Annotated in this window: 23 protein-coding genes; 8 read left to right on the top strand and 15 right to left on the bottom strand. The window is 65.2% G+C overall.

Going from position 1 to position 25,414, the window contains the following annotated elements; genetic code table 11:
- Positions 1-32: 32 nt before the first annotated feature.
- The 9 genes from GPJ75_RS03740 to GPJ75_RS03700 form a co-directional block, all read right to left on the bottom strand.
- Positions 33-554: a superoxide dismutase family protein gene (locus tag GPJ75_RS03740; RefSeq protein ID WP_163265283.1), complete on the bottom strand. Its 522-nt coding sequence runs from the start codon at positions 552-554 to the stop codon at positions 33-35.
- A 165-nt stretch (positions 555-719) separates the two neighbouring features.
- Positions 720-1,124 (bottom strand): F0F1 ATP synthase subunit epsilon, encoded by a 405-nt coding sequence (locus GPJ75_RS03735; protein WP_163265281.1) that lies wholly within the window; start codon positions 1,122-1,124, stop codon positions 720-722.
- 72 nt (positions 1,125-1,196) lie between these two features.
- Positions 1,197-2,789, bottom strand: a complete 1,593-nt coding sequence (gene atpD, locus GPJ75_RS03730; protein WP_163265279.1) for a F0F1 ATP synthase subunit beta — start codon at positions 2,787-2,789, stop codon at positions 1,197-1,199.
- Between the two features lie 22 nt (positions 2,790-2,811).
- Positions 2,812-3,693, bottom strand: coding sequence for a F0F1 ATP synthase subunit gamma (locus tag GPJ75_RS03725; protein WP_163265277.1), 882 nt, complete (start codon positions 3,691-3,693; stop codon positions 2,812-2,814).
- A 9-nt stretch (positions 3,694-3,702) separates the two neighbouring features.
- Entirely contained in the window at positions 3,703-4,140 is a 438-nt protein-coding gene (locus GPJ75_RS03720) for a GlcG/HbpS family heme-binding protein (protein WP_163265275.1), read from the bottom strand.
- Between the two features lie 19 nt (positions 4,141-4,159).
- Complete coding sequence (gene atpA / locus GPJ75_RS03715) at positions 4,160-5,689, bottom strand: F0F1 ATP synthase subunit alpha (RefSeq protein WP_163265273.1); 1,530 nt, start codon at positions 5,687-5,689, stop codon at positions 4,160-4,162.
- On the bottom strand, positions 5,689-6,249 hold the full coding sequence (locus GPJ75_RS03710; protein ID WP_163265271.1) for a F0F1 ATP synthase subunit delta: 561 nt from the start codon (positions 6,247-6,249) through the stop codon (positions 5,689-5,691). The genes atpA and GPJ75_RS03710 overlap by 1 nt, the downstream gene beginning before the upstream one ends.
- 235 nt (positions 6,250-6,484) lie before the next feature.
- Positions 6,485-6,880: an AGROH133_08824 family phage infection protein gene (locus tag GPJ75_RS03705; RefSeq protein WP_163265269.1), complete on the bottom strand. Its 396-nt coding sequence runs from the start codon at positions 6,878-6,880 to the stop codon at positions 6,485-6,487.
- Positions 6,881-6,955: 75 nt separating this feature from the next.
- Entirely contained in the window at positions 6,956-9,139 is a 2,184-nt protein-coding gene (locus GPJ75_RS03700; protein WP_163265267.1) for a primosomal protein N', read from the bottom strand.
- Positions 9,140-9,243: 104 nt separating this feature from the next.
- Between GPJ75_RS03700 and fsa the strand changes: the two genes are divergently transcribed.
- Positions 9,244-9,897 carry a fructose-6-phosphate aldolase gene (gene fsa / locus GPJ75_RS03695; RefSeq protein ID WP_163265265.1) on the top strand — a complete coding sequence of 218 codons (654 nt, stop codon included), beginning with the start codon at positions 9,244-9,246 and terminating at the stop codon, positions 9,895-9,897.
- Positions 9,898-10,029: 132 nt separating this feature from the next.
- On the opposite strand, the gene GPJ75_RS03690 is transcribed toward fsa, so the two are convergent.
- The 3 genes from GPJ75_RS03690 to leuS form a co-directional block, all read right to left on the bottom strand.
- Positions 10,030-10,962, bottom strand: coding sequence for a GNAT family N-acetyltransferase (locus GPJ75_RS03690; protein ID WP_163265263.1), 933 nt, complete (start codon positions 10,960-10,962; stop codon positions 10,030-10,032).
- Between the two features lie 124 nt (positions 10,963-11,086).
- Positions 11,087-11,629: an LPS assembly lipoprotein LptE gene (locus tag GPJ75_RS03685; protein WP_246248894.1), complete on the bottom strand. Its 543-nt coding sequence runs from the start codon at positions 11,627-11,629 to the stop codon at positions 11,087-11,089.
- 11 nt (positions 11,630-11,640) lie between these two features.
- Positions 11,641-14,256 carry a leucine--tRNA ligase gene (gene leuS, locus GPJ75_RS03680; RefSeq protein ID WP_163265261.1) on the bottom strand — a complete coding sequence of 872 codons (2,616 nt, stop codon included), beginning with the start codon at positions 14,254-14,256 and terminating at the stop codon, positions 11,641-11,643.
- Between the two features lie 246 nt (positions 14,257-14,502).
- Between leuS and GPJ75_RS03675 the strand changes: the two genes are divergently transcribed.
- Complete coding sequence (locus tag GPJ75_RS03675) at positions 14,503-15,174, top strand: YggS family pyridoxal phosphate-dependent enzyme (RefSeq protein ID WP_163265259.1); 672 nt, start codon at positions 14,503-14,505, stop codon at positions 15,172-15,174.
- 124 nt (positions 15,175-15,298) lie between these two features.
- Positions 15,299-15,679 carry a hypothetical protein gene (locus GPJ75_RS03670; protein WP_163265257.1) on the top strand — a complete coding sequence of 127 codons (381 nt, stop codon included), beginning with the start codon at positions 15,299-15,301 and terminating at the stop codon, positions 15,677-15,679.
- 24 nt (positions 15,680-15,703) lie between these two features.
- Here GPJ75_RS03670 and GPJ75_RS03665 read toward each other — a convergent pair whose 3' ends face one another.
- Positions 15,704-16,612, bottom strand: coding sequence for a LysR family transcriptional regulator (locus GPJ75_RS03665; RefSeq protein WP_163265255.1), 909 nt, complete (start codon positions 16,610-16,612; stop codon positions 15,704-15,706).
- Positions 16,613-16,744: 132 nt separating this feature from the next.
- On the opposite strand from GPJ75_RS03665, the gene GPJ75_RS03660 reads away from it, so the two are divergent.
- Both GPJ75_RS03660 and GPJ75_RS03655 read left to right on the top strand, forming a co-directional pair.
- Positions 16,745-17,920 (top strand): MFS transporter, encoded by a 1,176-nt coding sequence (locus GPJ75_RS03660; protein WP_163265252.1) that lies wholly within the window; start codon positions 16,745-16,747, stop codon positions 17,918-17,920.
- 38 nt (positions 17,921-17,958) lie between these two features.
- Positions 17,959-18,993 (top strand): aldo/keto reductase, encoded by a 1,035-nt coding sequence (locus GPJ75_RS03655; RefSeq protein WP_163265250.1) that lies wholly within the window; start codon positions 17,959-17,961, stop codon positions 18,991-18,993.
- A 142-nt stretch (positions 18,994-19,135) separates the two neighbouring features.
- On the opposite strand, the gene GPJ75_RS03650 is transcribed toward GPJ75_RS03655, so the two are convergent.
- On the bottom strand, positions 19,136-19,408 hold the full coding sequence (locus GPJ75_RS03650) for an usg protein (RefSeq protein WP_163265248.1): 273 nt from the start codon (positions 19,406-19,408) through the stop codon (positions 19,136-19,138).
- A gap of 269 nt (positions 19,409-19,677) precedes the next feature.
- Here GPJ75_RS03650 and acs point away from each other — a divergent pair, with 269 nt between their 5' ends.
- On the top strand, positions 19,678-21,633 hold the full coding sequence (gene acs, locus GPJ75_RS03645) for an acetate--CoA ligase (protein WP_163265246.1): 1,956 nt from the start codon (positions 19,678-19,680) through the stop codon (positions 21,631-21,633).
- Positions 21,634-21,961: 328 nt separating this feature from the next.
- Here the strand turns inward: acs and GPJ75_RS03640 are convergent, their stop codons facing one another.
- Positions 21,962-22,777 carry a lytic murein transglycosylase gene (locus GPJ75_RS03640; RefSeq protein ID WP_163265244.1) on the bottom strand — a complete coding sequence of 272 codons (816 nt, stop codon included), beginning with the start codon at positions 22,775-22,777 and terminating at the stop codon, positions 21,962-21,964.
- 161 nt (positions 22,778-22,938) lie between these two features.
- On the opposite strand from GPJ75_RS03640, the gene GPJ75_RS03635 reads away from it, so the two are divergent.
- Positions 22,939-23,514 carry a DUF1236 domain-containing protein gene (locus GPJ75_RS03635; protein ID WP_163265242.1) on the top strand — a complete coding sequence of 192 codons (576 nt, stop codon included), beginning with the start codon at positions 22,939-22,941 and terminating at the stop codon, positions 23,512-23,514.
- A 351-nt stretch (positions 23,515-23,865) separates the two neighbouring features.
- Complete coding sequence (gene ffh / locus GPJ75_RS03630) at positions 23,866-25,407, top strand: signal recognition particle protein (RefSeq protein ID WP_163265240.1); 1,542 nt, start codon at positions 23,866-23,868, stop codon at positions 25,405-25,407.
- The last annotated feature ends 7 nt before the right edge of the window (positions 25,408-25,414 follow it).

Below are 25,414 nucleotides of genomic sequence, written 5' to 3'. Positions count from 1 at the left end.
GGTGCGGCTGGCCTTGACGCCCGGAGCCTTAATTACTCGATCACCCCGCAGGCAATCCGGTCCCCCGCCTCGCCGGAAGGCTGGCTGCCGTAGTCGTCTGGATCGGCGTGCACCACGACGGCCGAACCGTCATCGTCCTGTAGCGGGTTTTCACCGTCTTCGCTTACCGACACCCGGTCGGTGAAGAACTCCACCCTCAAGACGCCGTCCTGTCCGACATTCACATTGGGCAGATCGCCCGGATGCGGTCCTCCTTCGCTCAAGACGCCGTGCTCCCTGTCGCCGGCGTAATGGCCGCCCGCCGATGCGAAGCCATCCCCGACGTTGCACGTGCCCGTTTCATGGACGTGGAAGCCATGCGGGCCGGGAGGCAGGTCCGTCATCTCGACGACGATGTGCACCATCCCCGAGGCCGTTTCGTTGAACGTCACCGTGCCGACCTCCCGCTCTTCGGGATCGATCATGTTGGCTGAAAGGCTCTTCCCGTTCTCCTGCGCAGAAGCGTGAGAAAGCGGCAGCAGCGCCGCCAGTATGGCCGTGGCCGTCACTCGCATATCGTCTCTCCTTGCTCGGTGTCGCTGCCCTGTACATTCAGGTGCGGTGCAGCCCTCCGCACCAACCAGCATCTAGGGCGTTTTGTTTCGCAATCGGCAGAAACAGCCGGAAAAAGAAAAAGGCCGGCGCAACGGCCGGCCCTTTCAACTTCCGTGCAATCGGCCTCACGCCGGCAGTATCGCACGTTCCAGCGTGGTGAGCTGGGCGAGGAATTCCTCCGCCTTCGTACGCGCCTCGTCGTCCTTGGCGTCTTCGACGTCCTCTCGCGCTTCCTGGATACGGCGCGCAACATCCTCACGGTCGATGTCATCGACATGCATCGCCGATTCCGCCAGCAGCGTACAGCCATCGGGCAGAACGTCCGCAAAGCCGCCGAAGACGACATAACGGTCTTCCCTGCCCTCGCGCGCAACGGTGATCACGCCCGGCTTGATGTTGGTCATGGTCGGAGCGTGGTTGGCCATTACGGTCATCTCGCCTTCCGTACCGGGAATAACGACATACTCGACGTCCTCGGAAACGAGCAACCGCTCGGGCGAGACCAGTTCGAATTTGAAAGCTTGAGCCATGACGTCCTACCGAGTGAGGTTCGGCCGAGGCGGGTTCCGCCTTCGGCCGCTATTCAATGTTCAGCCTGCGCGTCAGGCGGCCTCGGCGGCCAGCCGCTCGGCCTTCTCGATCGCGTCCTCGATCGTGCCGACCATGTAGAACGCCGCTTCCGGCAGGTGGTCGTACTCGCCGGCGACCAAGCCCTTGAAGCCCTTGATCGTGTCGGCAAGGTCCACCAGCTTGCCCGGCGAACCGGTGAACACCTCGGCCACGAAGAAGGGCTGCGACAGGAAGCGCTCGATCTTGCGGGCGCGCGCCACCGTCAGCTTGTCCTCTTCGGAAAGCTCGTCCATGCCCAGGATGGCGATGATGTCCTGCAGCGACTTGTAGCGCTGCAGCGTCTGCTGCACGTCGCGCGCCACCTGGTAGTGCTCTTCGCCGACGATCATCGGGTCGAGCATGCGCGAGGTGGAGTCGAGCGGGTCGACCGCCGGGTAGATGCCCTTTTCCGAGATGGCGCGGTTGAGCACCGTCGTCGCGTCCAGGTGGGCGAACGAGGTGGCCGGCGCCGGGTCGGTCAGGTCGTCGGCGGGCACGTAGATCGCCTGCACCGAGGTGATCGAGCCGGTGGTCGTCGTCGTGATGCGCTCCTGCAGCGCGCCCATGTCGGTGGCAAGCGTCGGCTGGTAGCCCACGGCCGAGGGAATGCGGCCGAGAAGCGCCGACACTTCGGAGCCCGCCTGCGTGAAGCGGAAGATGTTGTCGACGAAGAACAGCACGTCCTGGCCCTGGTCGCGGAAATACTCCGCCACCGTCAGGCCGGTGAGGCCGACGCGCGCGCGGGCGCCGGGCGGCTCGTTCATCTGGCCGTAGACGAGCGCGGCCTTGGAGCCCTCGCCGCCGCCGGCCTTGTTGACGCCCGAATCGATGAACTCGTGATAGAGGTCGTTGCCCTCGCGCGTGCGCTCGCCGACGCCGGCGAACACCGAGTAACCGCCATGGGCCTTCGCCACGTTGTTGATCAGCTCCTGGATGAGAACCGTCTTGCCGACGCCCGCGCCGCCGAACAGGCCGATCTTGCCGCCCTTGGCGTATGGCGCCAGAAGATCGAGCACCTTGATGCCGGTGACCAGGATCTCGGCCTCCGTCGATTGCTCGACATAGGTCGGCGCCGGCTGGTGGATGCCGCGCATTTCCGTCGCCTCGATCGGGCCGGCCTCGTCGGTCGGCTCGCCGATCACGTTGATGATGCGGCCGAGCATCTGCGGCCCGACGGGAACCGAGATCGAATCGCCCGTATCGAACACCTTCTGGCCGCGCACGAGCCCTTCAGTACCGTCCATGGCGATGCAGCGAACGGTGTTTTCGCCCAGGTGCTGGGCCACTTCGAGCACCAGCCGGTTACCCTGATTGTCGGTCTCCAGCGCGTTCAGGATCGCCGGCAGGTTATCCTCGAACTGCACGTCGACAACGGCGCCGATGACCTGGCGGACGATGCCGGCCGGGCCGGAAGCCTTGGCGCGGGCGGCAGGCGTCTTCGCGGCGGCCGCCCTGGCAGGCGCCTTCGTATTCGCCGCGGCGGCCTTGGCGGGCGCCTTCCTGACGGTCTTCGCGGCCGGCTTGGCCGCCTCTGTGGTCTTGGCCGTACCTGCCGGTGCCCGCTTCGGGGTCGCTGCTTTTGCCATTGGTTTCTACCTCTTCGATCCGCTAGAGCGCTTCCGCGCCCGAAATGATTTCGATCAGTTCCTTGGTGATCTGCGCCTGGCGCTGGCGGTTGTAGGTGATCGACAGCTTGTCGATCATGTCGCCCGCATTGCGCGTCGCATTGTCCATCGCTGTCATCTTGGCGCCCATCTCGCCTGCAGCGTTCTCGAGCAGCGCGCGGAACACCTGCACGGCAATATTGCGCGGGATGAGGTCCGCCAGGATCGCCGCCGCTTCCGGCTCGTATTCATAGACCGCCCCGCCGGCGACCTCCTCCGCTTCCTCGTCCACCGAAACGGCGGCGGGGATGATCTGCAGTGCCGTCGGCACCTGGCTGATGACCGACTTGAACTCGGAATAGAACAGCGTGCAGACGTCGAACTGGCCCTCGTCGAACAGCCCGATCACCTTCCTGGCAATGGCGTCGGCGTTGGCGAAGCCGATCTGCTTGACCTCGCGAAGCTCCACGCGGTCGATGATGAGCTCGCTGAAGTCGCGGCGCAGGATATCGAAACCCTTCTTGCCGACGGTGAGGATCTTCACCTGCTTGCCGTTGGCGATTAATTCGCGCGCATGCTCGCGCGCCAGCTTGGCGATCTGGCTGTTGAAGCCGCCGCAAAGCCCGCGCTCCGCGGTCGCCACGACCAGAAGGTGGGTGTCGTCCTTGCCGGTGCCGGCCATCAGCGGCGGCGCATCCGTGCCCGAGACGGTGCTCGTCACATTGGCGAGCACCACGCCCATGCGCGTGGCGTAAGGGCGCGCGGCCTCGGCCGCCTCCTGGGCACGACGCAGCTTCGCCGCGGCGACCATCTGCATCGCCTTGGTGATCTTCTGCGTCGCCTTGACGGAGGCGATCCGGTTGCGAAGGTCTTTCAGTGAAGCCATTCGAATACCCTAGTCCTTACCGGCTGCCGCCGAAGTCAATGCGTTTACGCCGGCCAGCGCGATTTCCGCGCCCTCGTCCGGTGTCGCTCCCGCCGCGCCGATGCCGCCGACGATCTCTCCACCCACGATGAGCGGAAAGCCGCCATCCACAGGCATTGCTTCATCCAACGCAAGGATGCGAGGCGTGTGCGCCAGGCTTTCCTCGAAAACCTTTGTCGGACGCTTGAACGCCACCGCCGAGCGCGCCTTGGCCTCCGCCACGCGGATGCTGCCGAACTGCGTGTCGTCGAGCCTTTCCTGAAGCACGAGATGCCCGCCGACATCGACCACCGCAATCACCGACGGCATGCCCTTTGCAAGCGCCGTCTGGCTGGCCGCGTCCGCAATCCGCCGTGCATCGGCGAGAGAAAGCGACGCTCCGTAGCCTGGTTGGGTTGCGGTGCTCACGCTTCGCTGCCTTTCAGCCTCAGGCGAAGTTCTTGGCGAAGGCGTCGATCTCGGCCTTGAGCTTGTCGCGCAGCTCGTCCGAAAGCGCCTTCTCCTTGCGGATCGCGTCGAGGATCTCCTTGCCCTCGGAACGCATATGCGCAAGCAGCGCCTGCTCGAAGCGCGTCACGTCGCCGAGTGCCAGCTTGTCGAGATAGCCCTGCACGCCGGAGAAGATCACCACCACCTGCTCTTCGGTCTTGAGCGGCGAGAACTGCGGCTGCTTCAGGAGTTCCGTCAGGCGCGCGCCGCGGTTGAGCATGCGCTGCGTGGCCGCGTCGAGGTCCGAGCCGAACTGGGCGAAGGCCGCCATCTCGCGGTACTGCGCCAGCTCGCCCTTGATCGAGCCGGCCACCTGCTTCATCGCCTTGACCTGCGCTGCCGAGCCCACGCGGGACACCGACAGGCCGACATTCACGGCCGGCCGGATGCCCTGGAAGAACAGGTTCGTCTCCAGGAAGATCTGCCCGTCGGTGATGGAGATGACGTTGGTCGGGATATAGGCCGACACGTCGTTGGCCTGCGTCTCGATGATGGGGAGCGCGGTAAGCGAACCCGCGCCGTTGTCCTCGTTCATCTTCGCCGCGCGCTCGAGAAGCCGCGAGTGCAGGTAGAACACGTCGCCCGGATAGGCCTCGCGGCCCGGCGGGCGGCGCAGAAGCAGCGACATCTGGCGGTAGGCGACGGCCTGCTTGGACAGGTCGTCATAGCCGATCACCGCGTGCTTGCCGTTGTCGCGGAAATATTCGCCCATGGCGCAGCCGGCGAACGGCGCCAGGAACTGCATCGGCGCAGGGTCGGAAGCCGTGGCGGCGACGATGATGGAATAGTCCAGCGCGCCGCGCTCTTCGAGCACCTTCACGAACTGCGCGACGGTCGAGCGCTTCTGGCCGACGGCGACATAGACGCAGTAGAGCTTCTGGCTCTCGTCGTCGCCCTCGTTGAGCGGCTTCTGGTTGAGGAAGGTGTCGAGCAGGATGGCGGTCTTGCCGGTCTGGCGGTCGCCGATGATGAGCTCGCGCTGGCCGCGGCCGATCGGGATCAGCGCGTCGATGGCCTTCAGGCCCGTCGACATCGGCTCATGCACCGACTTGCGGGGGATGATGCCCGGCGCCTTCACATCGACACGGCGGCGCTCTGCAGCCTTGATCGGGCCCTTGCCGTCGATCGGGTTGCCGAGCGCGTCGACCACGCGGCCGAGAAGGCCGGGCCCCACCGGCACGTCGACGATGGCGCCGGTGCGCTTGACCGTGTCGCCTTCCTTGATGTCGCGGTCGGAGCCGAAGATCACGACGCCGACATTGTCGACCTCGAGGTTGAGCGCCATGCCGCGGATGCCGCCGGGAAACTCCACCATCTCGCCGGCCTGCACGTTGTCCAGGCCGTAGACGCGGGCGATGCCGTCACCGACGGAGAGCACCTGGCCGACCTCGGAAACCTCGGCCTCCTTGCCGAAATTCTTGATCTGGTCCTTGAGAATTGCGGAAATTTCCGCCGCGCGGATATCCATCAGCCGACCTCTTTCAGTGCAAGCTTAAGCGAATTGAGTTTTGTTTTGAGCGATGTATCGATCTGGCGTGAGCCGAGCTTCACGACAAGGCCGCCGAGCAGCGAGGGATCGACCGTAACCTTTACGGTAACTTCCTTGCCGGCGACCTGTTTGAGCGCAGCCTTCAGCCCCCGCTCCTGCGCAGCGCTCAGCGCATGCGCCGAAGCCACCTCGGCAGCCGCCTCGCCGCGCGCCTCGGCCGCCACCTTGCGGAAGCCGCGGATCATCTGCGGCACTGCGAACAGCCGCCGGTTCTTGGCCACGACACGCAGGAAATTGCCGACCAGCCCGCCGATCTTCGTCCTGGTGAGAACGGCGTCGACAGCCTTGAACTGCTCGTCGGCGGAAAAGACGGGGCTTTTGATCAGCCGCTGAAGGTCTTCACTTCCCTCCAGCATGGCCTCGAAACGGCCGAGGTCCTCTTCGACCTGCGGAATCGCGTTCGATTCCTGCGCCAGTTCGAACAGCGAAAGCGCATAGCGTCCCGCCACCCCGGAGATCATCGAGCCAGACTGTGCCACCAAATGGCCTCTTCCCGCAGCTTGGGGGTCACGAGATTTGACGCTGGAGTGCGAGACTCGGGCTAAATCTCTGACCTTGTTGATAGTTTCTCAACCCGAGGGAACGGGCGCCGCCGTCCCCCGGTCGAAAGCCGTTTGCCGTCTAGCACAGGCTTACGGGACTCGCAACACGCGCGCGCCCAAGGAGTGGCGGCACCTTTGTCGCATGCACGCAGGCGCGCGCGGGAAGGCCTGATCAGCGAATGAAACCGAGCGCGAAAGCCAGCGGCAGCGCGGCCAGCGCCAACATGACGAGAAGAGCGATCCAGTTGAAAAGCGTACCGCCCCTATCCGACATCATGGAGACGATCCGCCCGAAAGCGGCCAGCGCCCAGGCAATCCCCAACGTCATGTAGATCAGCGGCTGCGCGAACAGGATCGCCGACAGGCCGATACCGACATAAAAGCCGCCCAGCAGAGAACGCGATTCCGACAGCGCCTCGGGATGACGCTCCACCGCACGCAGCCTCAGCGCCCGCAGGCTGAGCCGCGGAGCAAACATTGCGACAAGGCCGAGAAGAGCCGTGAAGACGGCAGCCCCCCAAGCCAGCCATTCGCCCTGGCTGTAGGGCCAGGGAAATGCGAAATCCATTGGATGTGCCCTCCATCTGCGCCGTTGACGCCTTAGCCGGTTCGGATGCCGCCGCCAACATGCCGTACGCTGCGGTTATAAAAAACTCTGCGGATCGATATCCACCTGCACTCGCACCGAACCGCGCGGTCGCGGTGCCGCCGCGATTAGCCGGCGCAGATACGCCTGCAGGTCGGCGCGCCGCGGTCCCTGTACCAGGAGCCGGAAGCGGTGCCGCCCGGCGACCAGCGCCAGCGGCGCCTCCGCCGGGCCCAGAACCTCGATCTCGCTGGCTGCGGGGGCTGACCGGCGCAGGGCGCGGGCATGGCTTTCGGCCTCCACCCGCGTGGCGGCGCTGACGATCAGCGCTGCCAGCCGGCCGAAAGGCGGCAGACCGGCGCGCTCGCGCTCGGCGATCTCGCGTTCATAGAAGGTCTCGGCATCGCCGGAGACCAGCGCCTGCATCACCGGGTGCTCCGGCTGGTAAGTCTGCAGAAGGCCGGTGCTCTTCTTGCCGAAGCGGCCGGCCCGGCCCGTAACCTGGCTCAAGAGCTGAAAGGTACGCTCGGCCGCCCGCGGGTCGCCGTTGGCAAGCCCCAGATCGGCGTCCACCACACCGACCAGCGTCATCAACGGAAAATTGTGCCCCTTGGCGACCAGCTGCGTGCCCACCACGATGTCGGCCTCGCCCTCGGCGATGGCCTCCAGCTCCAGCCGGAGCCGTTTTACACCGCCCATCAGGTCCGACGACAGGACGATCGTGCGCGCCTCGGGGAAGTGCCGGTCCACTTCCTCCGCGATGCGCTCGACGCCGGGGCCGCAGGCCGCCAGATGGTCGAGCGTACCGCATTCGGGGCAGGCCTCCGGCTGCTGTTCGTGATAGCCGCAATGGTGGCAGACAAGCTGACGGCGGAAGCGATGCTCCACCAGCCAGCTCGAACAGTTGGGGCACTGGAAGCGGTGCCCGCACACGCGGCAGAGCGTCAGCGGCGCATAGCCTCGGCGGTTGAGGAAGAGCAGCGCCTGTTCCTTGCGCTCGATTGTCTGCGCCATCGCTTCGATGAGCACCGGCGACAAGAATCCGCCGCGCGCCGGCGGCGCCTTGCGCATGTCGACGGCGCGAAGCTCCGGCAGCGCCGCATCCGCGAAGCGAGCCGGCAGAAGGATACGCTCGTAGCGCCCCTGGTCGGCGTTCACCCGGCTTTCGAGCGATGGCGTGGCCGAGGCCAAAACCACGGGAAAATTGCCCAGATGCCCACGCACCACGCTCATATCGCGGGCGTTGTAGAAAACCCTATCCTCCTGCTTGTAGGCCGGGTCGTGCTCCTCGTCGACGACGATCAGCCCGAGTTCCTTAAACGGCAGGAAGAGCGCCGAGCGTGCGCCCGCCACCACGCGCACCTGCCCCTCGGCCACCTGCCGCCACACGCGCTCCCGCTTCCTCGGGGCGATGTCGGAGTGCCATTCTGCCGGCTTGGCGCCAAAGCGGTCGTGAAAACGTTCGAGAAAAGCCTGCGTCAGCGCGATCTCCGGCAGGAGGATAAGCACCTGCTTCCCCCTCGCAAGCGCCGCCGCCACGGCCTCGAAATAGACCTCGGTCTTGCCCGAACCCGTCACCCCGTCGATCAGCGTCACGCTGAAGTGCTCAGCCGCCGCCTTTTCGCGCACCCGGCTTGCGGCCTCGCTCTGGTCCGGGGTGAGTGCCGCGCGTCCGAAATCGGGGTCCGGCGCGGCCACCACCGGCCGCGGCGGGATCTCAACCTTCTCGAACACGCCCTGCGCGGCAAGCCCGTCGACGACGCTCATCGACACGCCGGCCGCATGCGCCAGGCCTGAGCGCGTCCACGCCTGGCCGTCGGCCACGCAGCCGAGCACGCGCTCGCGCGCCGCCGTCATGCGGTCGGGCCGGTTCGCCGTCAGGCGCAGCCCCTCGGTCGGCGGCTCCGGGTCGAAGGCGCCCGGCGCGCGCAGCACCATACGCGCCACCATGCCCGGGGGCGACAGCGTGTAGTCGGCCACCCAATCGATGAAGCGGCGCATGTCCGCCGGCACGGCCGGGCAATCGAAGACCTCCGATATCGCGCGCAGCTTCTTCGCCGCAACCGGCTCGCCGTCGCCGTCCCATGCCACGCCCGCCACCTCGCGCGGGCCAAGCGGCACGCGCAGGATCGCCCCCGGCTCCACCCTCGCGCCGTCGGGTACGGCATAGGAGTAGGGCCGCTCCGCCGGCATGGGCACCATGACGGGAATCACGCGCTTTTGGAACGAATCTCGTTTCATCAGGCGTGACCTTGCCGGATTCTTGGATTAGAGCAAGGCCGAGCATAGATGAGATGCGGCGGCCTGCCGTCGCTGGCCCGGCCAAGCAAGCTAAGGAGACAGACATGAAGTTCTTCGTCGACACAGCCGACGTCAACGAAATCCGCGAGCTCAGCGAGACCGGGCTTCTCGACGGGGTGACCACCAACCCGTCGCTGATCATGAAGTCCGGCCGCCCCATTCTCGAGGTCACCAAGGAGATCTGCGACATCGTCGACGGCCCTGTCTCGGCCGAGGTGACGGCGGTGGAATTCGAGGAGATGATGCGCGAGGCCGACATCCTGTCGGAGATCGCCGACAACATCTGCATCAAGGTGCCGCTCACGATGGACGGCCTGAAGGCCTGCAAGGCGCTGACCGGCAGCGGCCGCAAGGTCAACGTCACGCTGTGCTTCTCGGCCAACCAGGCACTGCTTGCCGCCAAAGCCGGCGCCACCTTCATCTCGCCCTTCATCGGCCGGCTGGACGATACGGGCATCGACGGCATGGAGCTGATCTCGGAGATCCGTACCATCTACGACAACTACGATTTCGACACGGAAATCCTCGCCGCCTCCATCCGCACCATGAACCACGTCAAGCAGGCCGCCCTCATCGGCGCCGACGTCGCGACGGTCCCGCCGTCGGTGCTGAAGGCCCTGGTCAAGCACCCGCTCACCGACAAGGGACTGGAAGCCTTCCTCGCCGACTGGGCAAAGACCGGGCAGAAGATCGGGTAAAGGCTTCTCTCGCAGGTCGTCATCCCGGAAAGCCGAAGGCTTGTCCGGGATCCATTCCGTGACATCTGCGTTCCGGAATGGGTTCCGGACAGCATCTGTTTCGCTCCGGCTTCCCGAATGACGCGCTATAGATCAGGCTGCGCTCGGCTGACAACCGGCGCCAAATTCCACCGCCGGGTTCTCCGCCAGCCGGGTAAGCGCATGCGCCTGAAGCGCCGCGGCGACATCCGCCGGCTCGCCATCCAGCAGATCCGGTGCGATCGGCTTGCCGATGGTCATGTGAAAATCGCGGCCCTTCTTGTTCAGAAGCTCGTGGAACAGCGTCATGTCGCGCAGCTCCGCCGAGTATTTGGACAAGAGATAGAACAGGCCCGAATTGCGTGCCGTGATGTTGACCGGGATTACCGGCACCTCGTACCGCCGCGCCAGCGCCACCACCGAGGGCTGCCAGGGCCGCTCGGTCAGCTTGTCCTCGTTCCAATAGGCGATGCGACCGGCCGGAAACAGCACGATGGCCTTGGCCTCGGCGAAGGACTTCGCCGTCATCTCCAGCGTATCGCGGCTCTTGGCGTGGGATTTCACGCCAGGGCGCCATTCCACCGGGATAATAAGATCGCGGAAGCGCGGATTGACGCGCAATGCATCTCGATTGGCGAAGATGGCCAGATCCGGCCGCCGCTCTTTCATCAGGTCGAAGACGGCGATGCCGTCTGCAATGCCCGTGGGGTGCGTCGGCGCTAGGATGAACCCGCCCGTCGCCGGGATGTTCTCCGTGCCATGGGCGGAGACATTCAGCGAAAGCAACGTGCTGATATAGGTGAAAGCGTCCCAGCCGGAAAGCTCGGCGATCTCGTCGGCCATGGCCAGCGCCTGCCGGTAATGGAAGTAGCGGTAGAGCAGCGGCCGCGCCACCGGCCACAGGGGATGCCGTGAAAGATGGGTGGTGCGCTCCGCAATGAGCTGGTCGACGATATGCGGAGCCTCTTTTGCGGCGAGCGCGTCACGCTTGAGCACACGATTTCCCAGCACTCCGGCGACCGACATGAGCGTCGTGTGAAAATCCATAAGCGAAGCACTCCGTTAGCGGCTGTTTCACCGAAAACTATGACGACGCAATGACGACCCTACCGATTACAAGCGGACATGATGTGGTTTCCTGAAGCCATGATGGCATCATAGCACAGCCCGCCTAGCGCACGTCCAGCCTTGCCAGATCCTGGGCCACGGCAAGGTGGATAAATTCCGCCAACTCCCGCGCGGCCCGGTCCTCCGCGTCGCGCTGGGCGCGCAGCACGGCGAATTCCTGGGGCGGACGGTCGAAGAAGGCGTTCACACGTTGCGTTCCGTTGCCCACCTCCTTGCCGGTCACACTGTCGGTGATGCGGTATCGCCCCGTCAGGGTGACTGTGCCGGCGGTCGGTTCGTTCTCGCTTCCGCGCTGGATCTGCACGGACGAGCCGACGCCGCGGGCTACCGTGAGGTCGAGCTTGTATTCGGGCTTCGCCGGCTCGCTGGCCCCGCCATGAAGCAGGAAAACGAGATGATTGCGCACCTGTTGGGCAAAACGCGTGGAGACAGGCGCCACGGAAATGGAGTTGAGCTCCGCGACCGCCTCCTGCCCCGCCGTGCCGGGTGTATACTCGGCCAGCATCGGCCGCACCGTGCAGCCGGCGGCGATCATCAGCAGGAGGCCTGAGCCGGCCAGGGCCAGAGCGCGGATGGTGGCGTTCACGGGCTTACCCCTCAGGCGACGACGTTGACGATTCGTTGCGGAACCACGATCACCTTGCGCGGAGCGGCGCCGCCCAGCGCCTTCTGCACGAAATCGAGCCCGAGGACCGCTTTTTCGACGGCAGCTTGATCCGCGTCGCGGGCGATTGTCAAATCCCCACGCTTCTTGCCGTTGATCTGCACCGGCAGCACGATGTCGTTGTCCACAACGAGATCGGCATCGTAGTCGGGCCAGGCGCCGGCGGCGACCAGGCTGTTTCCGCCGATCCTCGCCCAGCACTCCTCCGCCAGATGCGGCATGAAGGGCGCAACCAGGTGGATCAGGATCTCCACTGCCTCCCGGGCCGCCGCGCGGGCATCGCCGTCGGCCCCGCCCAGGCCGGAGAACGGCGCCTGAAGCTCGTTGACCAATTCGTGTATGCGGGCGATCGCGCGGTTGAAGGCCAGCCGCTCGATATCCTCGCCAACCGCCTTCAGCGCCTTGTGCGCCGGCTTGGAGATAGCGGCGGCCTCCCCTGTCTTCGCCGCACGCGGCGAAGCATCCGCAACGGCAGGCGCCGCCTCGTTCACCAGCCGCCACACGCGCTGCACGAAGCGGTGCGCGCCCGCCGCCCCTTCGTCCGTCCATTCCACGTCGCGGTCGGGCGGCGAATCGGACAGCATGAACCAGCGCGCCGTGTCGGCGCCGAAGGACTCGGTAATGTCCTCCGGGCTTACCGTGTTCTTCTTCGACTTCGACATCTTTTCCAGCGAGCCGATCGCCACCTCGTCGCCGGTGGCGATCTCGATGGCCTTGCGCCCTTCGCCCGTCCCTTCGAGACGCACCTCGCCCGGCGCCAGCCAGCGCCCGTCCGCCGCGCGATAGGTCTCGTGCACTACCATTCCTTGCGTGAACAGGCCCTTGAACGGCTCGTCCAGGTCAAGGTGCCCGGTCGCCCGCATGGCGCGGGTGAAGAAGCGCGAATAGAGCAGATGCAGGATGGCGTGCTCGATGCCGCCGATATACTGGTCCACCGGCAGCCACCGGTTCACCGCCTCGCGCTCGGTCGGCGTCTGCGCGTGCGGCGAGGCGAAGCGGATGAAATACCAGGACGAATCGACGAAGGTGTCCATCGTGTCCGTCTCGCGCCGCGCATCCGCCCTGCATTTCGGGCATTTGACGTGCCGCCAGGTGGGATGCCGGTCGAGCGGATTGCCCGGCCGGTCGAAGTCCACATCGTCCGGCAACCTGACGGGCAGGTCCGCCTTCGGCACCGGCACCACGCCGCAGGCATCGCAATGGATCATGGGGATTGGGCAGCCCCAATAGCGCTGACGCGAGACGCCCCAGTCGCGCAGGCGGAAGTTCACCTCGCGCGTCCCCACGGGCCGGCCGTCCAGCATCTCCTTTTCCAGCCGCTTCGCCACCTCCTCGAAGGCCTGATCGTTCGTCATGCCGTCGAGGAAGCGCGAATTGAGCATCACGCCGTCGTCCGAATAGGATTCCTCGGTGATCTGGAAGGTCGCCGGGTCGGCCCCTTCCGGCATCACCACCGGGATAACCGGCAGGCCGTATTTGTTGGCGAAGTCGAGGTCGCGCTGATCGCCCGACGGACAGCCGAAGATGGCGCCCGTGCCATATTCCATCAGCACGAAATTGGCCACATAGACCGGCAGCGTCCATTTCGGGTCGAACGGGTGGCGCACCTTGATACCCGTATCGAAACCCTTCTTCTCCGCCGTCTCCAGGGCGGCGGCCGACGTGCCGATGCGCCGGCATTCCTCGATGAAGGCCGCCAGCTCCGCGTTCCCCTCGGCCGCCTTCTTCGCCAGCGGATGGTCGGGTGCAATGGCCATGAAGGAGGCGCCGAAGATGGTGTCCGGCCGCGTCGTATAGACCTCCAGCTCCTTTTCGCTCTTAGGCGCGGTCTCCTCGACCAGCGCCCAGCGGATCGACAGCCCCTCGGACCGGCCGATCCAGTTGCGCTGCATCAGCCGCACCTTCTCCGGCCATTCGTCGAGCCCGTCGATCGCCTGAAGCAGGTCTTCCGAATAGTCGGTGATCTTGAAGAACCACTGCGCCAGCTCGCGCTGCTCCACCTCGGCGCCGGAGCGCCAGCCGCGCCCGTCGATCACCTGCTCGTTGGCGAGCACCGTCTGGTCCACGGGGTCCCAGTTCACCTTCGAGGTCTTCCGCGTCACCAGCCCCTTCTCGTGGAAGTCGAGGAACAGCATCTGCTGGCGGTGGTAGTAGTCCACGTCGCACGTGGCGAACTCGCGGCTCCAGTCGAGCGAAAGGCCCATCATCTTGAGCTGGCCGCGCATCGCCGCGATGTTCTGGTAAGTCCATTCCTTGGGATGGACCTTGTTCTGTATGGCCGCGTTCTCCGCCGGCATGCCGAAGGCGTCCCACCCCATCGGATGCAGCACGCTGAAGCCCTTTGCCCGCTTGTAGCGCGCCACCACGTCGCCCATCGTGTAGTTGCGCGTGTGCCCGATATGGATGCGCCCCGATGGGTAGGGAAACATCTCGAGCACGTAGTAGGTCGGCCGCTCGTCCTCGTTGGAGGCTTCGAACAGGCGCGCCTCCTCCCACGCTTTCTGCCAGCGGGGTTCGGATGCGCGCGGATTGTAACGTTCGGTTGCCATGCCAGGTATTTCACGTAAGTAAGAGACGAGAATTTTCCGGCGGACCTTCACCACGGTTTGCGACAACCGTCAACTCCGGCTAGTGGTCTGACCCAAACAGATGGTACCCGTCTGTTTGGAGAAGTCAGCCCACAAGCTATTAATCTGGTGGGGCGATTTGTCCTGGCAGATGGGGACCATCTGTCAGGATCGCACCACTGGTCGTTCCCGCCCGCGACGAGACCCGAAGACCTTTCTGAATCCACCATGACCGACGCCGCTCACAACCTCCGCACCGTCCGCGAAAAAATAGCCGAGGCCGCCCGCGCCGCCTCCCGCCCGCCGGAAGACGTGACGCTCGTCGCCGTGTCGAAAACCTTCCCCGTCGAGCGGATTCGCCCGGCGATCGAGGCCGGCCAGCGCGTCTTCGGCGAAAACCGCGTGCAGGAAGCTTTAAGCAAATGGCCGGCTCTCAAGGAGGCTTTCCCCGACATCGAGTTGCACCTGATCGGCCCCTTGCAGTCCAACAAGGCCAGGGAGGCCGTGGCTCTGTTCGACGTGATCGAGACGGTCGACCGCGAAAAGATCGCCGCCACCCTCGCCTCCGAGACGGCCAGGCAAGGCCGCCACCCGCGCCTCTATGTCCAGGTCAACACCGGCCTCGAGGAGCAGAAGGCCGGCATAGACCCACGCGAGACCGCAGCCTTCGTCGCCCGCTGCCGCAATGTGCACGGCCTGGAAATCGAGGGCCTGATGTGCATCCCACCCATCGACGAGAACCCCGGCCCCCATTTCGCATTGCTGGAAAACCTCGCCTGCGAGGCCGGTGTCGAAAAGCTCTCAATGGGCATGTCGGCCGACTACGAGACGGCGATCGCCTTCGGGGCCACCGCCGTCCGTGTCGGCACGGCCATCTTCGGCAGCCGCGTCAAAAGATAGCAGCGTTTCGCGTCACTCTGTCCCATGCACGCCGGGCGCCGCAGTCCCAGATTCTTGTCATCGGCCGGTTAGCCCACAAGCTATCCGGCGTGTGGGCTTCCTGGCCTTGGCCAAGGAGGACACGATGAAACGTGTTTCAAACAGACGCACCACCGGCCTTCACCCCGGCGTTTACCGCGCAGTCGTCGGTTTGACGGCGCTTTACGTGCTGGCCGTTTGGTACGGTTTCTCGGGGCGGGAATATACCGATTATCTGCTGTTCGTCGTAACGGCATTCCTCGCATTCTGCGTCGGCCTTGCTTCGACAGCCGGCCGCCTCCGGAGGCAACATCCCTCGGCACGCCCGGCAAAAAGAGACAGCTTCGAGCGCTGGGCGAAAACCTACGTCGACGTCGCCGACAAGCCGGTCAAGGGCTATATCGCGACGGTGGAGATACTGCTCCCGCTCGCGGCGGTGGCATTCGGCATGCTCGCCTTTGCGGTGCTGGCACACATCGTCGGCTAAAATGCCGCTTGCGTCCAAAACGCCTCAATCGAGATTGATCTCTTCCACCAGGAAGTCCAGGAACGCCCGCACCCGCGCCGGCAGATACCGTCCATGGCCGACATAGACGGCATAGAAGGTTTCCTCGTCGCCCGGATTGTAGTCCTCCAGAAGCGGCACCAGCCGTCCGGCCTCGATATCGGCCCGTAGGTGCCAATGGGCCAGGCGCGCGATTCCGGCTCCGGCGAGCGCGGCAAGACGCATGGCCTCGCCATCGCTGATCAACGAGCCGCCGCTCGGCTGGACGACGATCGGCCTCCCCTCCTCGTCGAGGAAAGGCCAGCCCTCGAAAATGCGCGAAAAGCAGAACCCCAGCAGCCTGTGCCTCTCAAGGTCGGCAGGCTTCCGAGGCGTCCCGTGCGCATGGAGATAGGATGGTGCCGCCACGACGGACATTGGGGTCTGAATGAGCTTGCGCGCGATCAGGTTGGGCGCCTTCAGCGGCCCGGTGCGGATGGCCAGATCAGCCCGCTCCTCGATCAGGTCGACCACACGGTCCGTCAAAGCGATGTCGACCGCCACGTCTGGATAAAGCGTCTGAAACTTCGGCAGGAGGGGGATCAGCCAGTGATGCCCGAAGGGGACGTTGCTGTTGACGCGCAGGCGCCCACGCGGCGCTGCCCCTGCCGCCGCCTCCCGTTCCGCCGCCGCGACCTCGCTCAGAATGCGCATGCCGGCCTCGTAGAAAGCCGCGCCTTCCGGCGTCACCTGCAGGCGTCGCGTGGAGCGCCGGACGAGCGATACGCCAAGCCGCTCTTCGAGCCGCGCGATCAGCTTGCTGACGGCCGACGGCGTCATCCGCAGGCGCCGTGCCGCCGCGGAAAAGCCCTGCGCCTCCACCACCTGCACGAACACCTCGATCTCTCGCAGCCGGTTGGTTTCGCTTTGAGTCATTTGTGAACTCATATCACAAATCATTTTCCTTCCGGCGGTCTACATCACCAATCGCCGCACGTCCATCTACGTTCCCACCACGTGCGCCGCCGGTGCGGCGCGGCTTCGCCGTTCAAGTGAGGGGATCACCGCATGCCACTTGCACTCTACGCTCTTACCGCCGGCGCCTTCGGCATCGGCGTTACCGAGTTCGTCATCATGGGCCTGCTTCTGGAGGTCAGCGCCGATCTCGGCGTTTCGATTTCCGCGGCGGGATTGCTCATCACCGGCTATGCACTCGGAGTCGTGGCCGGCGCACCACTGCTCGGCGCGCTGACCGGCCGCTGGCCGCGCAAGACGCTGCTCATGGCGCTGATGGTCGTCTTCACCCTCGGCAACCTCGCCTGCGCGCTCGCCCCTGACTACTGGACGCTTATGGCCGCCCGCGTGCTGACCGCTTTCGCGCACGCCTCCTTCTTCGGCATCGGCTCCGTGGTGGCGACCGGCCTTGTCGCGCCGCGCCGCAAGGCCTCGGCCATCGCCATCATGTTCACCGGCCTGACCGTCGCCAATATTCTCGGCGTGCCCTTCGGCACCTGGCTCGGTCAGGCCTTCGGTTGGCGTGCCACGTTCTGGGCGGTCACCCTCATCGGGCTTGCCGCTATTGCCGTGATCGCCCTGCTGGTGCCGCGCGAGGAAAAGGCCGAAGCAAGCGACAGCGCCGGAAACGGTCTTGCCGTTCTGGCTCGTCCGCAGGTGTGGCTTGGCCTGCTGACGACCGTCTTGAGCTGGGTCGGCGTGTTCGCCGCCTTCACCTACATCGCGCCGATCCTCACGCAGGTCACCGGCTTTCCCGAGACCGCGGTGTCGCCCATCCTGCTCGTCTTCGGTGTCGGCCTCATCGCCGGAAACCTGCTCGGCGGGCGGCTCGCAGACTTGAGGCTGGTGCCGGCGGTCCTGGGTACGCTCCTCGCCCTTGCCGCCGCCCTCTTCCTGCTCGGATTCGCGGTGAACGACCGCCTGCTCGCCGTCCTCGCCATAGGCCTCTTCGGCGCTGCCGCCTTTTCCACTGTCCCGCCCCTGCAGATGTGGGTGCTGGAGAAGGCAGAGGGTGCCGGTCAGGGCCTCGCCTCCAGCTTCAACATCGCCGCCTTCAATCTCGGCAATGCCACCGGCGCCTGGCTCGGGGGTCTCGTCATCGATCACGGGCCGGGCCTCGCCGCACTACCGCTGGTGGCGGGACTTGTGCCCATCGCCGCGCTGGGCGTCGCCCTTGCCAGCATACGCCTGGAACGTGCCGCGGCACTGGTGCCCCGCGGCTGCGCCTGAACCCTTCCTCCAACCACTCGTAAACACGGAGAAACATCATGGAATATCGACATCTCGGCACATCCGGTCTCAAGGTTCCCCTGCTTGGTTTCGGTACCGGAACGTTCGGCGGCACCGGCCCCCTCTTTGGTGCCTGGGGCACCACCGATGCGGCCGAAGCGCGCCGCCTCCTTGACATCTGCCTGGATGCCGGCGTCACGCTCTTCGACACTGCCGACGTCTATTCGAACGGCGCCTCCGAAGAGGTGCTCGGCAAAGCGATCGAGGGACGCCGCAGCGACGTGCTGATCTCCACCAAGACGACGCTGCCCATGGGCGACGGGCCGAACGATGCCGGCTCCTCCCGCTCGCGCCTCGTCCGCGCGGTGGAGGACGCGCTGCGCCGCCTCGGCACGGACTATATCGACCTCCTGCAGCTTCACGCCTTCGATGCCGGCACGCCCGTCGAGGAGGTGCTGGCCACCCTCGACGTCCTCGTTCGCGCCGGCAAGCTGCGCTATGTCGGCGTGTCCAATTTCTCCGGTTGGCAGTTGATGAAGTCGCTTTCCGTGGCGGAAAGGCACGGCTGGCCGCGCTACGTCGCGCATCAGGTCTACTATTCGCTGATCGGCCGCGACTACGAATGGGAGCTGATGCCGCTCGGTCTCGACCAGGGCGTCGGCGCCCTTGTCTGGAGCCCGCTTGGCTGGGGTCGCCTCACCGGCAAGATCCGCCGCGGCGCGCCATTGCCTGCGGGAAGCCGCCTGCACGATACGGCCAAGTTCGGCCCTCCGGTGGAGGACGAGCATCTTTTCCGGGTGGTCGAGGCCCTGGAGGAAGTCGCTGGAGAGATCGGCAAGACCGTCCCCCAGGTGGCGCTGAACTGGCTGGCCCAGCGCCCGACGGTCTCCTCCATCATCGTCGGTGCACGCAATGAGGAGCAGTTGCGCCAGAACCTCGGCGCCGTGGGATGGAACCTGGCACCGGACCAGATGGCCAGGCTCGACGAGGCGAGCGGCGTCACGGTGCCCTACCCATACTTCCCTTATCGGCGCCAGGAAGGCTTTGCCCGCCTCAATCCCCCAGTCGTCTAGTGGTCTGACCCAAACAGATGGTACCCATCTGTTTGGAAAAGTCAGCCCACAAGCTGTTGATCCGATGGGGCGATTTGTCCTGACAGATGGGTACCATCTGTCAGGATCGCACCACTAGGACCTTACCGCCGTCGCGGCCACGTCAGTGCAACACCAGCTCTCCCGTGACGTTGCGCCATTCGCTCGGCGTGACGAGGCGGCGGTGGGTGTAGGTGACCGAGTGCAGCGGCCCGTCGATGGAGTCCTGCCAGAAGGCGAGGAATTTGCGCAGCGCGGGGAATTTCGGCGCGATGTCGTATTGCTGCCAGACGAAGGTTTGCAGAAGGTGCGGATGGTCGGGGAGGTGGTAGAGCACCTCTGCCGTGGTCAGCCCGTAGCCCTTCAGCATCAGTTCTGTCTCTCTGGTTTCACGCATGATGGCCCTGCCCTGTGATTCCCACACCTCGTGATCTTGTCCTCCGGCGGCTTGACCGTCCAGTCGGAAAATGCTCAATGGCCTCCGAAAGTTCCTTGAATTACAAAATGTTAGCAGCATGCCTCGACGGCTGCTGACAGCTTTGGCGCGACCTTCCATTGTCTAATGTTGTCGCCGCCAGCAGAATGGTAATAATGCGCGCGAAGCGAGGGGCCCTCGCGTCCCAAGCCGGCACGTCCGTCCGGCAAATGCCATCTGGAGGAGGAAAAATGTCCGAAGTGCATGTTCATCGCGTCAAGCCGGCCTGGAAGAAGCGCGCGCTGATCGACAGCGGCACCTACGAGAAATGGTACAAGGACAGCATCAAGAATCCGGATAAGTTCTGGGGCAAGCACGGCAAGCGCATCGACTGGTTCAAGCCCTACACGAAGGTCAAGAACACCTCTTTCAAGGGCAAGGTGTCGATCAAATGGTTCGAGGACGGCGTCACCAACGTCGCCTACAACTGCATCGACCGGCACTTGAAGAAGCGCGGCGACCAGACCGCCATCATCTGGGAGGGCGACAACCCTTACGACGACAAGAAGATCACCTACAACGAGCTCTACGGGCACGTGTGCCGGCTCGCCAACGTCCTGAAGTCGAAGGGCGTCAAGAAGGGCGACCGGGTGACCATCTACATGCCGATGATCCCCGAAGCCACTTACGCCATGCTCGCCTGCGCCCGCATCGGCGCCATCCATTCCGTCGTCTTCGGCGGCTTCTCGCCCGATGCGCTGGCCGGCCGCATCGAGGACTGCAAATCGGATTTCGTGATCACCGCAGACCAGGGTCTGCGCGGCGGCAAGGCGATCCCCCTGAAGGAGAACACCGACAAAGCCATTGCCATCGCCGAAAAGGCGGGCGCCAAGGTACGCCACGTGCTGGTGGTCCGCCGCACCGGCGCCAAGATCGGCTGGGTGGACGGCCGCGACCTCTGGTACCACGAGGAGACGCGCGCGGCGAAGCCCGACTGCAAGCCTGAGAGGATGAAGGCCGAGGACCCGCTCTTCATCCTCTACACCTCGGGCTCCACCGGCAAGCCGAAGGGCGTCCTGCACACCACCGGCGGCTACCTCGTCTATGTCTCCATGACGCACCAGTACATCTTTGACTACCACGACGGCGACGTCTTCTGGTGCACGGCCGATGTCGGCTGGGTGACCGGCCACAGCTACATCGTCTACGGCCCGCTCGCCAACGGCGCCACCACGCTGATGTTCGAGGGCGTGCCCAACTACCCCGACGCCTCGCGTTTCTGGGAGGTGGTGGACAAGCACCAGGTCGACATCTTCTACACTGCCCCCACGGCCATCCGCGCCCTGATGGGCGCCGGCGACGATTTCGTGAAAAAGACCTCCCGCAAGTCCCTGCGCATCCTCGGCACGGTAGGCGAGCCGATCAATCCGGAAGCCTGGGAGTGGTACTACAACGTCGTCGGCGACAAGAAGGTGCCGATCGTCGACACCTGGTGGCAGACCGAGACCGGCGGCATCCTGATCACGCCGCTTCCCGGCGCCATCGACCTGAAGGCGGGCTCCGCCACGAAGCCCTTCTTCGGCGTCCGGCCAGAGCTCGTCGACGGTGACGGCAAGGTGCTGGAGGGCGCGGCCAGCGGCAACCTGTGCATCCTCGATTCCTGGCCCGGCCAGATGCGCACGGTCTATGGCGACCATGACCGCTTCGTGCAGACCTATTTCTCCACCTACAAGGGGAAATATTTCACCGGCGACGGCTGCCGCCGCGACGACGACGGCTATTACTGGATCACCGGCCGCGTCGACGACGTGCTCAACGTCTCCGGTCACCGCATGGGCACGGCCGAGGTGGAATCGGCCCTCGTCGCCCATCCCAAGGTCTCGGAAGCCGCCGTCGTCGGCTATCCGCACGATATCAAGGGCCAGGGCATCTATTGCTACGTAACCCTGATGAACGGGGAGAAGAGCTCCGACACGCTCCTGAAGGAGCTTGTCGCCCATGTACGCGGCGAGATCGGCCCCATCGCCACCCCAGACAAGATCCAGTTCGCCCCGAGCCTGCCCAAGACGCGCTCCGGCAAGATCATGCGCCGCATCCTGCGCAAGATCGCCGAGGACGACTTCAAGGCCCTCGGCGACACCTCGACCCTCGCCGATCCGGCCGTCGTGGAAGACCTGGTCGAGAACCGGCAGAACAAGAAGGCGTAGGCAACTCGCCGCCGGCGGTCCTGTCACCGCTGGCGGCATGCCTCCTCAGCAACCCATTCCCTGCCGGAACAAGAAAAGCCGGCGCTCCCCTTGCACGATGCCGCCGCACCGTCCACATTGGGCCGGTGTTCAACGAAGCGAAAGGAGGTGATCCAATGTCGAGTGAATTCAGTTCCAGCGTGGCCTCGGCGGATTGCCTTTTCCGGGAGCAGCCTCTCGGCTAAGCGCATGACGCGCGGCAAAGGCGCCACGGTGTCGTGTCGCTGGCCGCGCCGGGAACGAAGACACGGAGGGCCGTCCCCATGGGGCGGCCCTTTTCATTTGAGGCTCAGCCGTCGATCGCCTTGCCCATGATGGCGATGGCCTGCTGATAGACGCTGGCCGCATTCCAGCCTTGCAAGGCGCGGAAATTGACCTCGCCAGGCTGATAGCCGGCGCCCGGCTGCCATCCGTGGGCACGCAGGAAGTTTGCCGTGGAGGCAAGCGCGTCGGCCGTAGAGCCGATCATGTCGATGCGGCCGTTGCCGTCGCCGTCGACGCCGTAATTCAGCGCGTTGCCGGGCAGAAACTGCGTCTGCCCGATCTCGCCATGGGCGGCGCCCACGTCCGAAGGGCTCAAAATGCCACGTTCCACCAGCACCAGCGCCGCATAGAGATGGCCGGTGAAAAACTCGGAGCGGCGGCAGTCATAGGCAAGTGTGGCGACGGCAGAAAGGATGTTCTGGTTGCCGAGAAAACCGCCGAACCCGGTCTCCATGCCCCAGATGGCAAGCAACGGCCCCGGCGGAACGCCGTAACGGCTCTCGATCGCCGAAAGCAGGCCGGCATGCCTTTGCTTCATGCTCCTGCCGCGTGAGATGATGGCGTTGGCGCCGCGCTTCCGCATGAAGCTGTCGAGCGACAGCTTGAAGCTCTTCTGCCCGCGGTCGGCCGCGATCGTCTTCGAGGCATAGCGCGTCCGCGCAAGCGCATCGAGCGCCCTCGGACCGACGCCACGCGCCGACGCCTCCTGCATGAATTGCGCTTTCCAGCCTTCGAAACCGTTCGCACCGTTGCCGCATGTTCCCGCGAACGCGGGCCCAGCGACGAGAAACGAGACAACCAAGGTCGCGGCGAGCCAATCCCCCCTCCACCCCAGAATCATTTTTATGTACCTCGTAAAAAATAGAATCGCCGAATTGTGCCAGCGATTCATGGTGTTGTCACCTTTGATGCCGGCTGCCCCAGGTGGGGCGGCCGCTCGCCGGGAACCAAATGCGCCGGTTCCAGTTCATATTGGTGAGTAGGCTAGTGAGGAGACCGGAAATGAAGTCACTCATCTTGAAAGGCACGGTAGCGGCAGCGGGGCTGCTTTCGCTCGCGGGCGTCGCAGCGGCCCAGGTTGAGACGGCAACGGCAACGGCCGACCTCAACCTTCGCAGCGGCCCCGGCCCGGAGTACCCGGTCGTCGATGTCATCCGCGCCTCGGAAGAGGTCGTCATCAACGGCTGCGACGAAGGTGGCAGCTGGTGCTCGATCAACCATGCCGGCGTCGAAGGCTGGGCCTATTCGGGCTACCTGGCGACCGGTTACGATAGCGGTGCGGAGAGCATCATCGTTGAAAGCCCACCGGAGGCGGTGCCGCTTACCACCTATGAGAGAAGCGTGACGGGTTCGATCGCGGTCGAAACCGTCCCACCGCCGCCCGAGGTCATCACCTATGTCGAGCGCAACCGCGTCGAGCCGGTCTATCTGGAAGGCGAAGTGAGCATCGGCGCAGGCTTGCCCGAGGCGATCGATGTCTACGATGTACCGGGCTACGAGTACCACTACGTCTACGTGAACGGCCAGCCGGTCCTCGTCGAGCCGGAGACCCGCCGCGTCGTCTACGTGATGCCCTGACCACCCCCCACCCGGCGCCGCCCTCCCGACGGCGCCGGCTGCCTGCGCTGGTGATTGGGGAAAGTAGACGCGAAGGGGCGCCGTAGGCCCAGGTTTTCATGCGTTTGCCCTGCGGCATCCCATGCCGCCGCTTGACACTCGCCGCTATTTCCTGTCTAGAAGCGCCGACTTTCCGCGACGAGTGCAAACTCCGAGCAGCCGACCGGGGCGCCCTTCCAAGGGCCGATCCCGGAGGTCAACACCCGGCAGCGCGATGCGCCCCCGGGTGCTTTTCGGCTTTGCGCGAGGTTTAACCCCGGCCGCGGATGCATTACCTCTCGTGTCTGACGATGCGAGACAAGAGGAACGCTGATGTTTGAGAACCTGCAGGAACGCCTCGGCGCAATCCTGAACGGCCTGACCGGGCGCGGCGCCCTGTCGGAGGCCGACGTCGCGGCTGCGCTGCGCGAGGTGCGCCGGGCGCTGATCGAGGCCGACGTGGCGCTCGACGTGGTGCGTTCCTTCACTGACCGCGTGCGCGAGAAGGCCGTCGGCGCTGAGGTGCTGAAGTCCGTCAAGCCCGGCCAGATGGTCGTCAAGATCGTCCACGACGAACTGGTCGAGATGCTGGGCGCCGAGGGCGAGACAATCGATCTCAACGCGCCGGCCCCCGTCGTCGTCATGATGGTCGGTCTGCAGGGCTCCGGTAAGACGACCACCACCGGAAAGATCGCCAAGCGGCTGACCGAGCGCCAGGGCAAGAAAGTGCTCATGGCCTCGCTCGACACGCGCCGCCCCGCCGCCCAGGAGCAGCTGCGCCAGATCGGAGAGCAGGTCTCGGTCGCCACGCTCCCCATCGTCGCCAATCAGACCCCCGTCGACATCGCCAGGCGCGCCGTGCAGGCGGCCAAGCTCGGCGGCCACGACGTCGTCATCCTCGACACCGCCGGCCGCACCCATATCGATGAGCCGCTGATGGTCGAGATGGCCGACATCAAGCGCACGTCGAACCCGCACGAGATCCTGCTGGTCGCCGATTCGCTCACCGGCCAGGACGCGGTGAACCTGGCGAAAAGCTTCGACGAGCGGGTCGGCATCACCGGCCTTGTCTTGACTCGCATGGACGGCGACGGCCGCGGCGGCGCTGCCCTTTCCATGCGCGCCGTCACCGGCAAGCCGATCAAGCTCATCGGCGTCGGCGAGAAGATGGACGCGCTGGAGGAGTTCCATCCCAAGCGCATCGCCGACCGCATCCTCGGCATGGGCGACATCGTCTCCCTGGTCGAGAAGGCGGCAGAGACCATCGACCAGGAAAAAGCCGCGGCGATGGCGAAAAAGATGCAGGCCGGCAAGTTCGACCTGAACGACCTCGCCGATCAGCTCGCGCAAATGCAGAAAATGGGCGGCATGGGCGGCATCATGGGCATGATGCCGGGCATGGGCAAGATGAAGGATCAGCTCGCCGCCGCCGGCCTCGACGACAAGATGTTCGGCCGCCAGATCGCCATCATCCAGTCGATGACGCCCAAGGAGAGGGCCAACCCAGAACTCCTCAAGCACAGCCGCAAGAAGCGCATCGCCGCCGGCTCCGGCACCGACGCCGCGCAGATCAACAAGCTCCTTAAGATGCATCGCCAGATGGCCGACATGATGAAGGCCATGGGCGGCAAGGGCAAAAAGGGCGGCATGATGCGCGGGATGATGGGCGGCATGGCGCAGAAGATGGGCCTTGGCGGCATGGGGGGCGGAATGCCGGACCTCTCCAAGATGGACCCGAAAGAGCTCGAGGCGCTGCAGCAACAGATGGGTGGTGCCGGCGGCCTTCCGCAAGGGTTACCCAAGGGGTTACCGGGCCTCCCCGGAGGCGGCGGTGGCGGCTTGCCAGGCCTGCCGGGCCTGCCGAGGAAGAAATAGGGGGAGG

Origin of the sequence: Chelativorans alearensis, assembly GCF_010993735.1 — a bacterium.
Classification (GTDB): domain Bacteria; phylum Pseudomonadota; class Alphaproteobacteria; order Rhizobiales; family Rhizobiaceae; genus Chelativorans; species Chelativorans alearense.
The sequence above is the reverse complement of the archived record's forward strand: the minus strand, read 5'-3'. Positions and strand labels throughout refer to the sequence as shown.

Bases quoted from the DNA above. Each gene is read 5' to 3' on its own strand.
- GPJ75_RS03655 (WP_163265250.1), top strand. From the start codon at position 17,959: ATGGAATATCGACATCTCGGCACATCCGGTCTCAAGGTTCCCCTGCTT.
- ffh (WP_163265240.1), top strand. From the start codon at position 23,866: ATGTTTGAGAACCTGCAGGAACGCCTCGGCGCAATCCTGAACGGCCTG.
- atpA (WP_163265273.1), bottom strand. From the start codon at position 5,689: ATGGATATCCGCGCGGCGGAAATTTCCGCAATTCTCAAGGACCAGATC.
- GPJ75_RS03670 (WP_163265257.1), top strand. From the start codon at position 15,299: ATGAAACGTGTTTCAAACAGACGCACCACCGGCCTTCACCCCGGCGTT.
- fsa (WP_163265265.1), top strand. From the start codon at position 9,244: ATGAAGTTCTTCGTCGACACAGCCGACGTCAACGAAATCCGCGAGCTC.
- GPJ75_RS03735 (WP_163265281.1), bottom strand. From the start codon at position 1,124: ATGGCTCAAGCTTTCAAATTCGAACTGGTCTCGCCCGAGCGGTTGCTC.
- GPJ75_RS03725 (WP_163265277.1), bottom strand. From the start codon at position 3,693: ATGGCTTCACTGAAAGACCTTCGCAACCGGATCGCCTCCGTCAAGGCG.
- GPJ75_RS03665 (WP_163265255.1), bottom strand. From the start codon at position 16,612: ATGACTCAAAGCGAAACCAACCGGCTGCGAGAGATCGAGGTGTTCGTG.
- GPJ75_RS03700 (WP_163265267.1), bottom strand. From the start codon at position 9,139: ATGAAACGAGATTCGTTCCAAAAGCGCGTGATTCCCGTCATGGTGCCC.
- GPJ75_RS03690 (WP_163265263.1), bottom strand. From the start codon at position 10,962: ATGGATTTTCACACGACGCTCATGTCGGTCGCCGGAGTGCTGGGAAAT.
- GPJ75_RS03660 (WP_163265252.1), top strand. From the start codon at position 16,745: ATGCCACTTGCACTCTACGCTCTTACCGCCGGCGCCTTCGGCATCGGC.
- GPJ75_RS03650 (WP_163265248.1), bottom strand. From the start codon at position 19,408: ATGCGTGAAACCAGAGAGACAGAACTGATGCTGAAGGGCTACGGGCTG.
- GPJ75_RS03675 (WP_163265259.1), top strand. From the start codon at position 14,503: ATGACCGACGCCGCTCACAACCTCCGCACCGTCCGCGAAAAAATAGCC.
- acs (WP_163265246.1), top strand. From the start codon at position 19,678: ATGTCCGAAGTGCATGTTCATCGCGTCAAGCCGGCCTGGAAGAAGCGC.
- GPJ75_RS03635 (WP_163265242.1), top strand. From the start codon at position 22,939: ATGAAGTCACTCATCTTGAAAGGCACGGTAGCGGCAGCGGGGCTGCTT.
- GPJ75_RS03640 (WP_163265244.1), bottom strand. From the start codon at position 22,777: ATGATTCTGGGGTGGAGGGGGGATTGGCTCGCCGCGACCTTGGTTGTC.
- GPJ75_RS03705 (WP_163265269.1), bottom strand. From the start codon at position 6,880: ATGGATTTCGCATTTCCCTGGCCCTACAGCCAGGGCGAATGGCTGGCT.
- GPJ75_RS03740 (WP_163265283.1), bottom strand. From the start codon at position 554: ATGCGAGTGACGGCCACGGCCATACTGGCGGCGCTGCTGCCGCTTTCT.
- atpD (WP_163265279.1), bottom strand. From the start codon at position 2,789: ATGGCAAAAGCAGCGACCCCGAAGCGGGCACCGGCAGGTACGGCCAAG.
- leuS (WP_163265261.1), bottom strand. From the start codon at position 14,256: ATGGCAACCGAACGTTACAATCCGCGCGCATCCGAACCCCGCTGGCAG.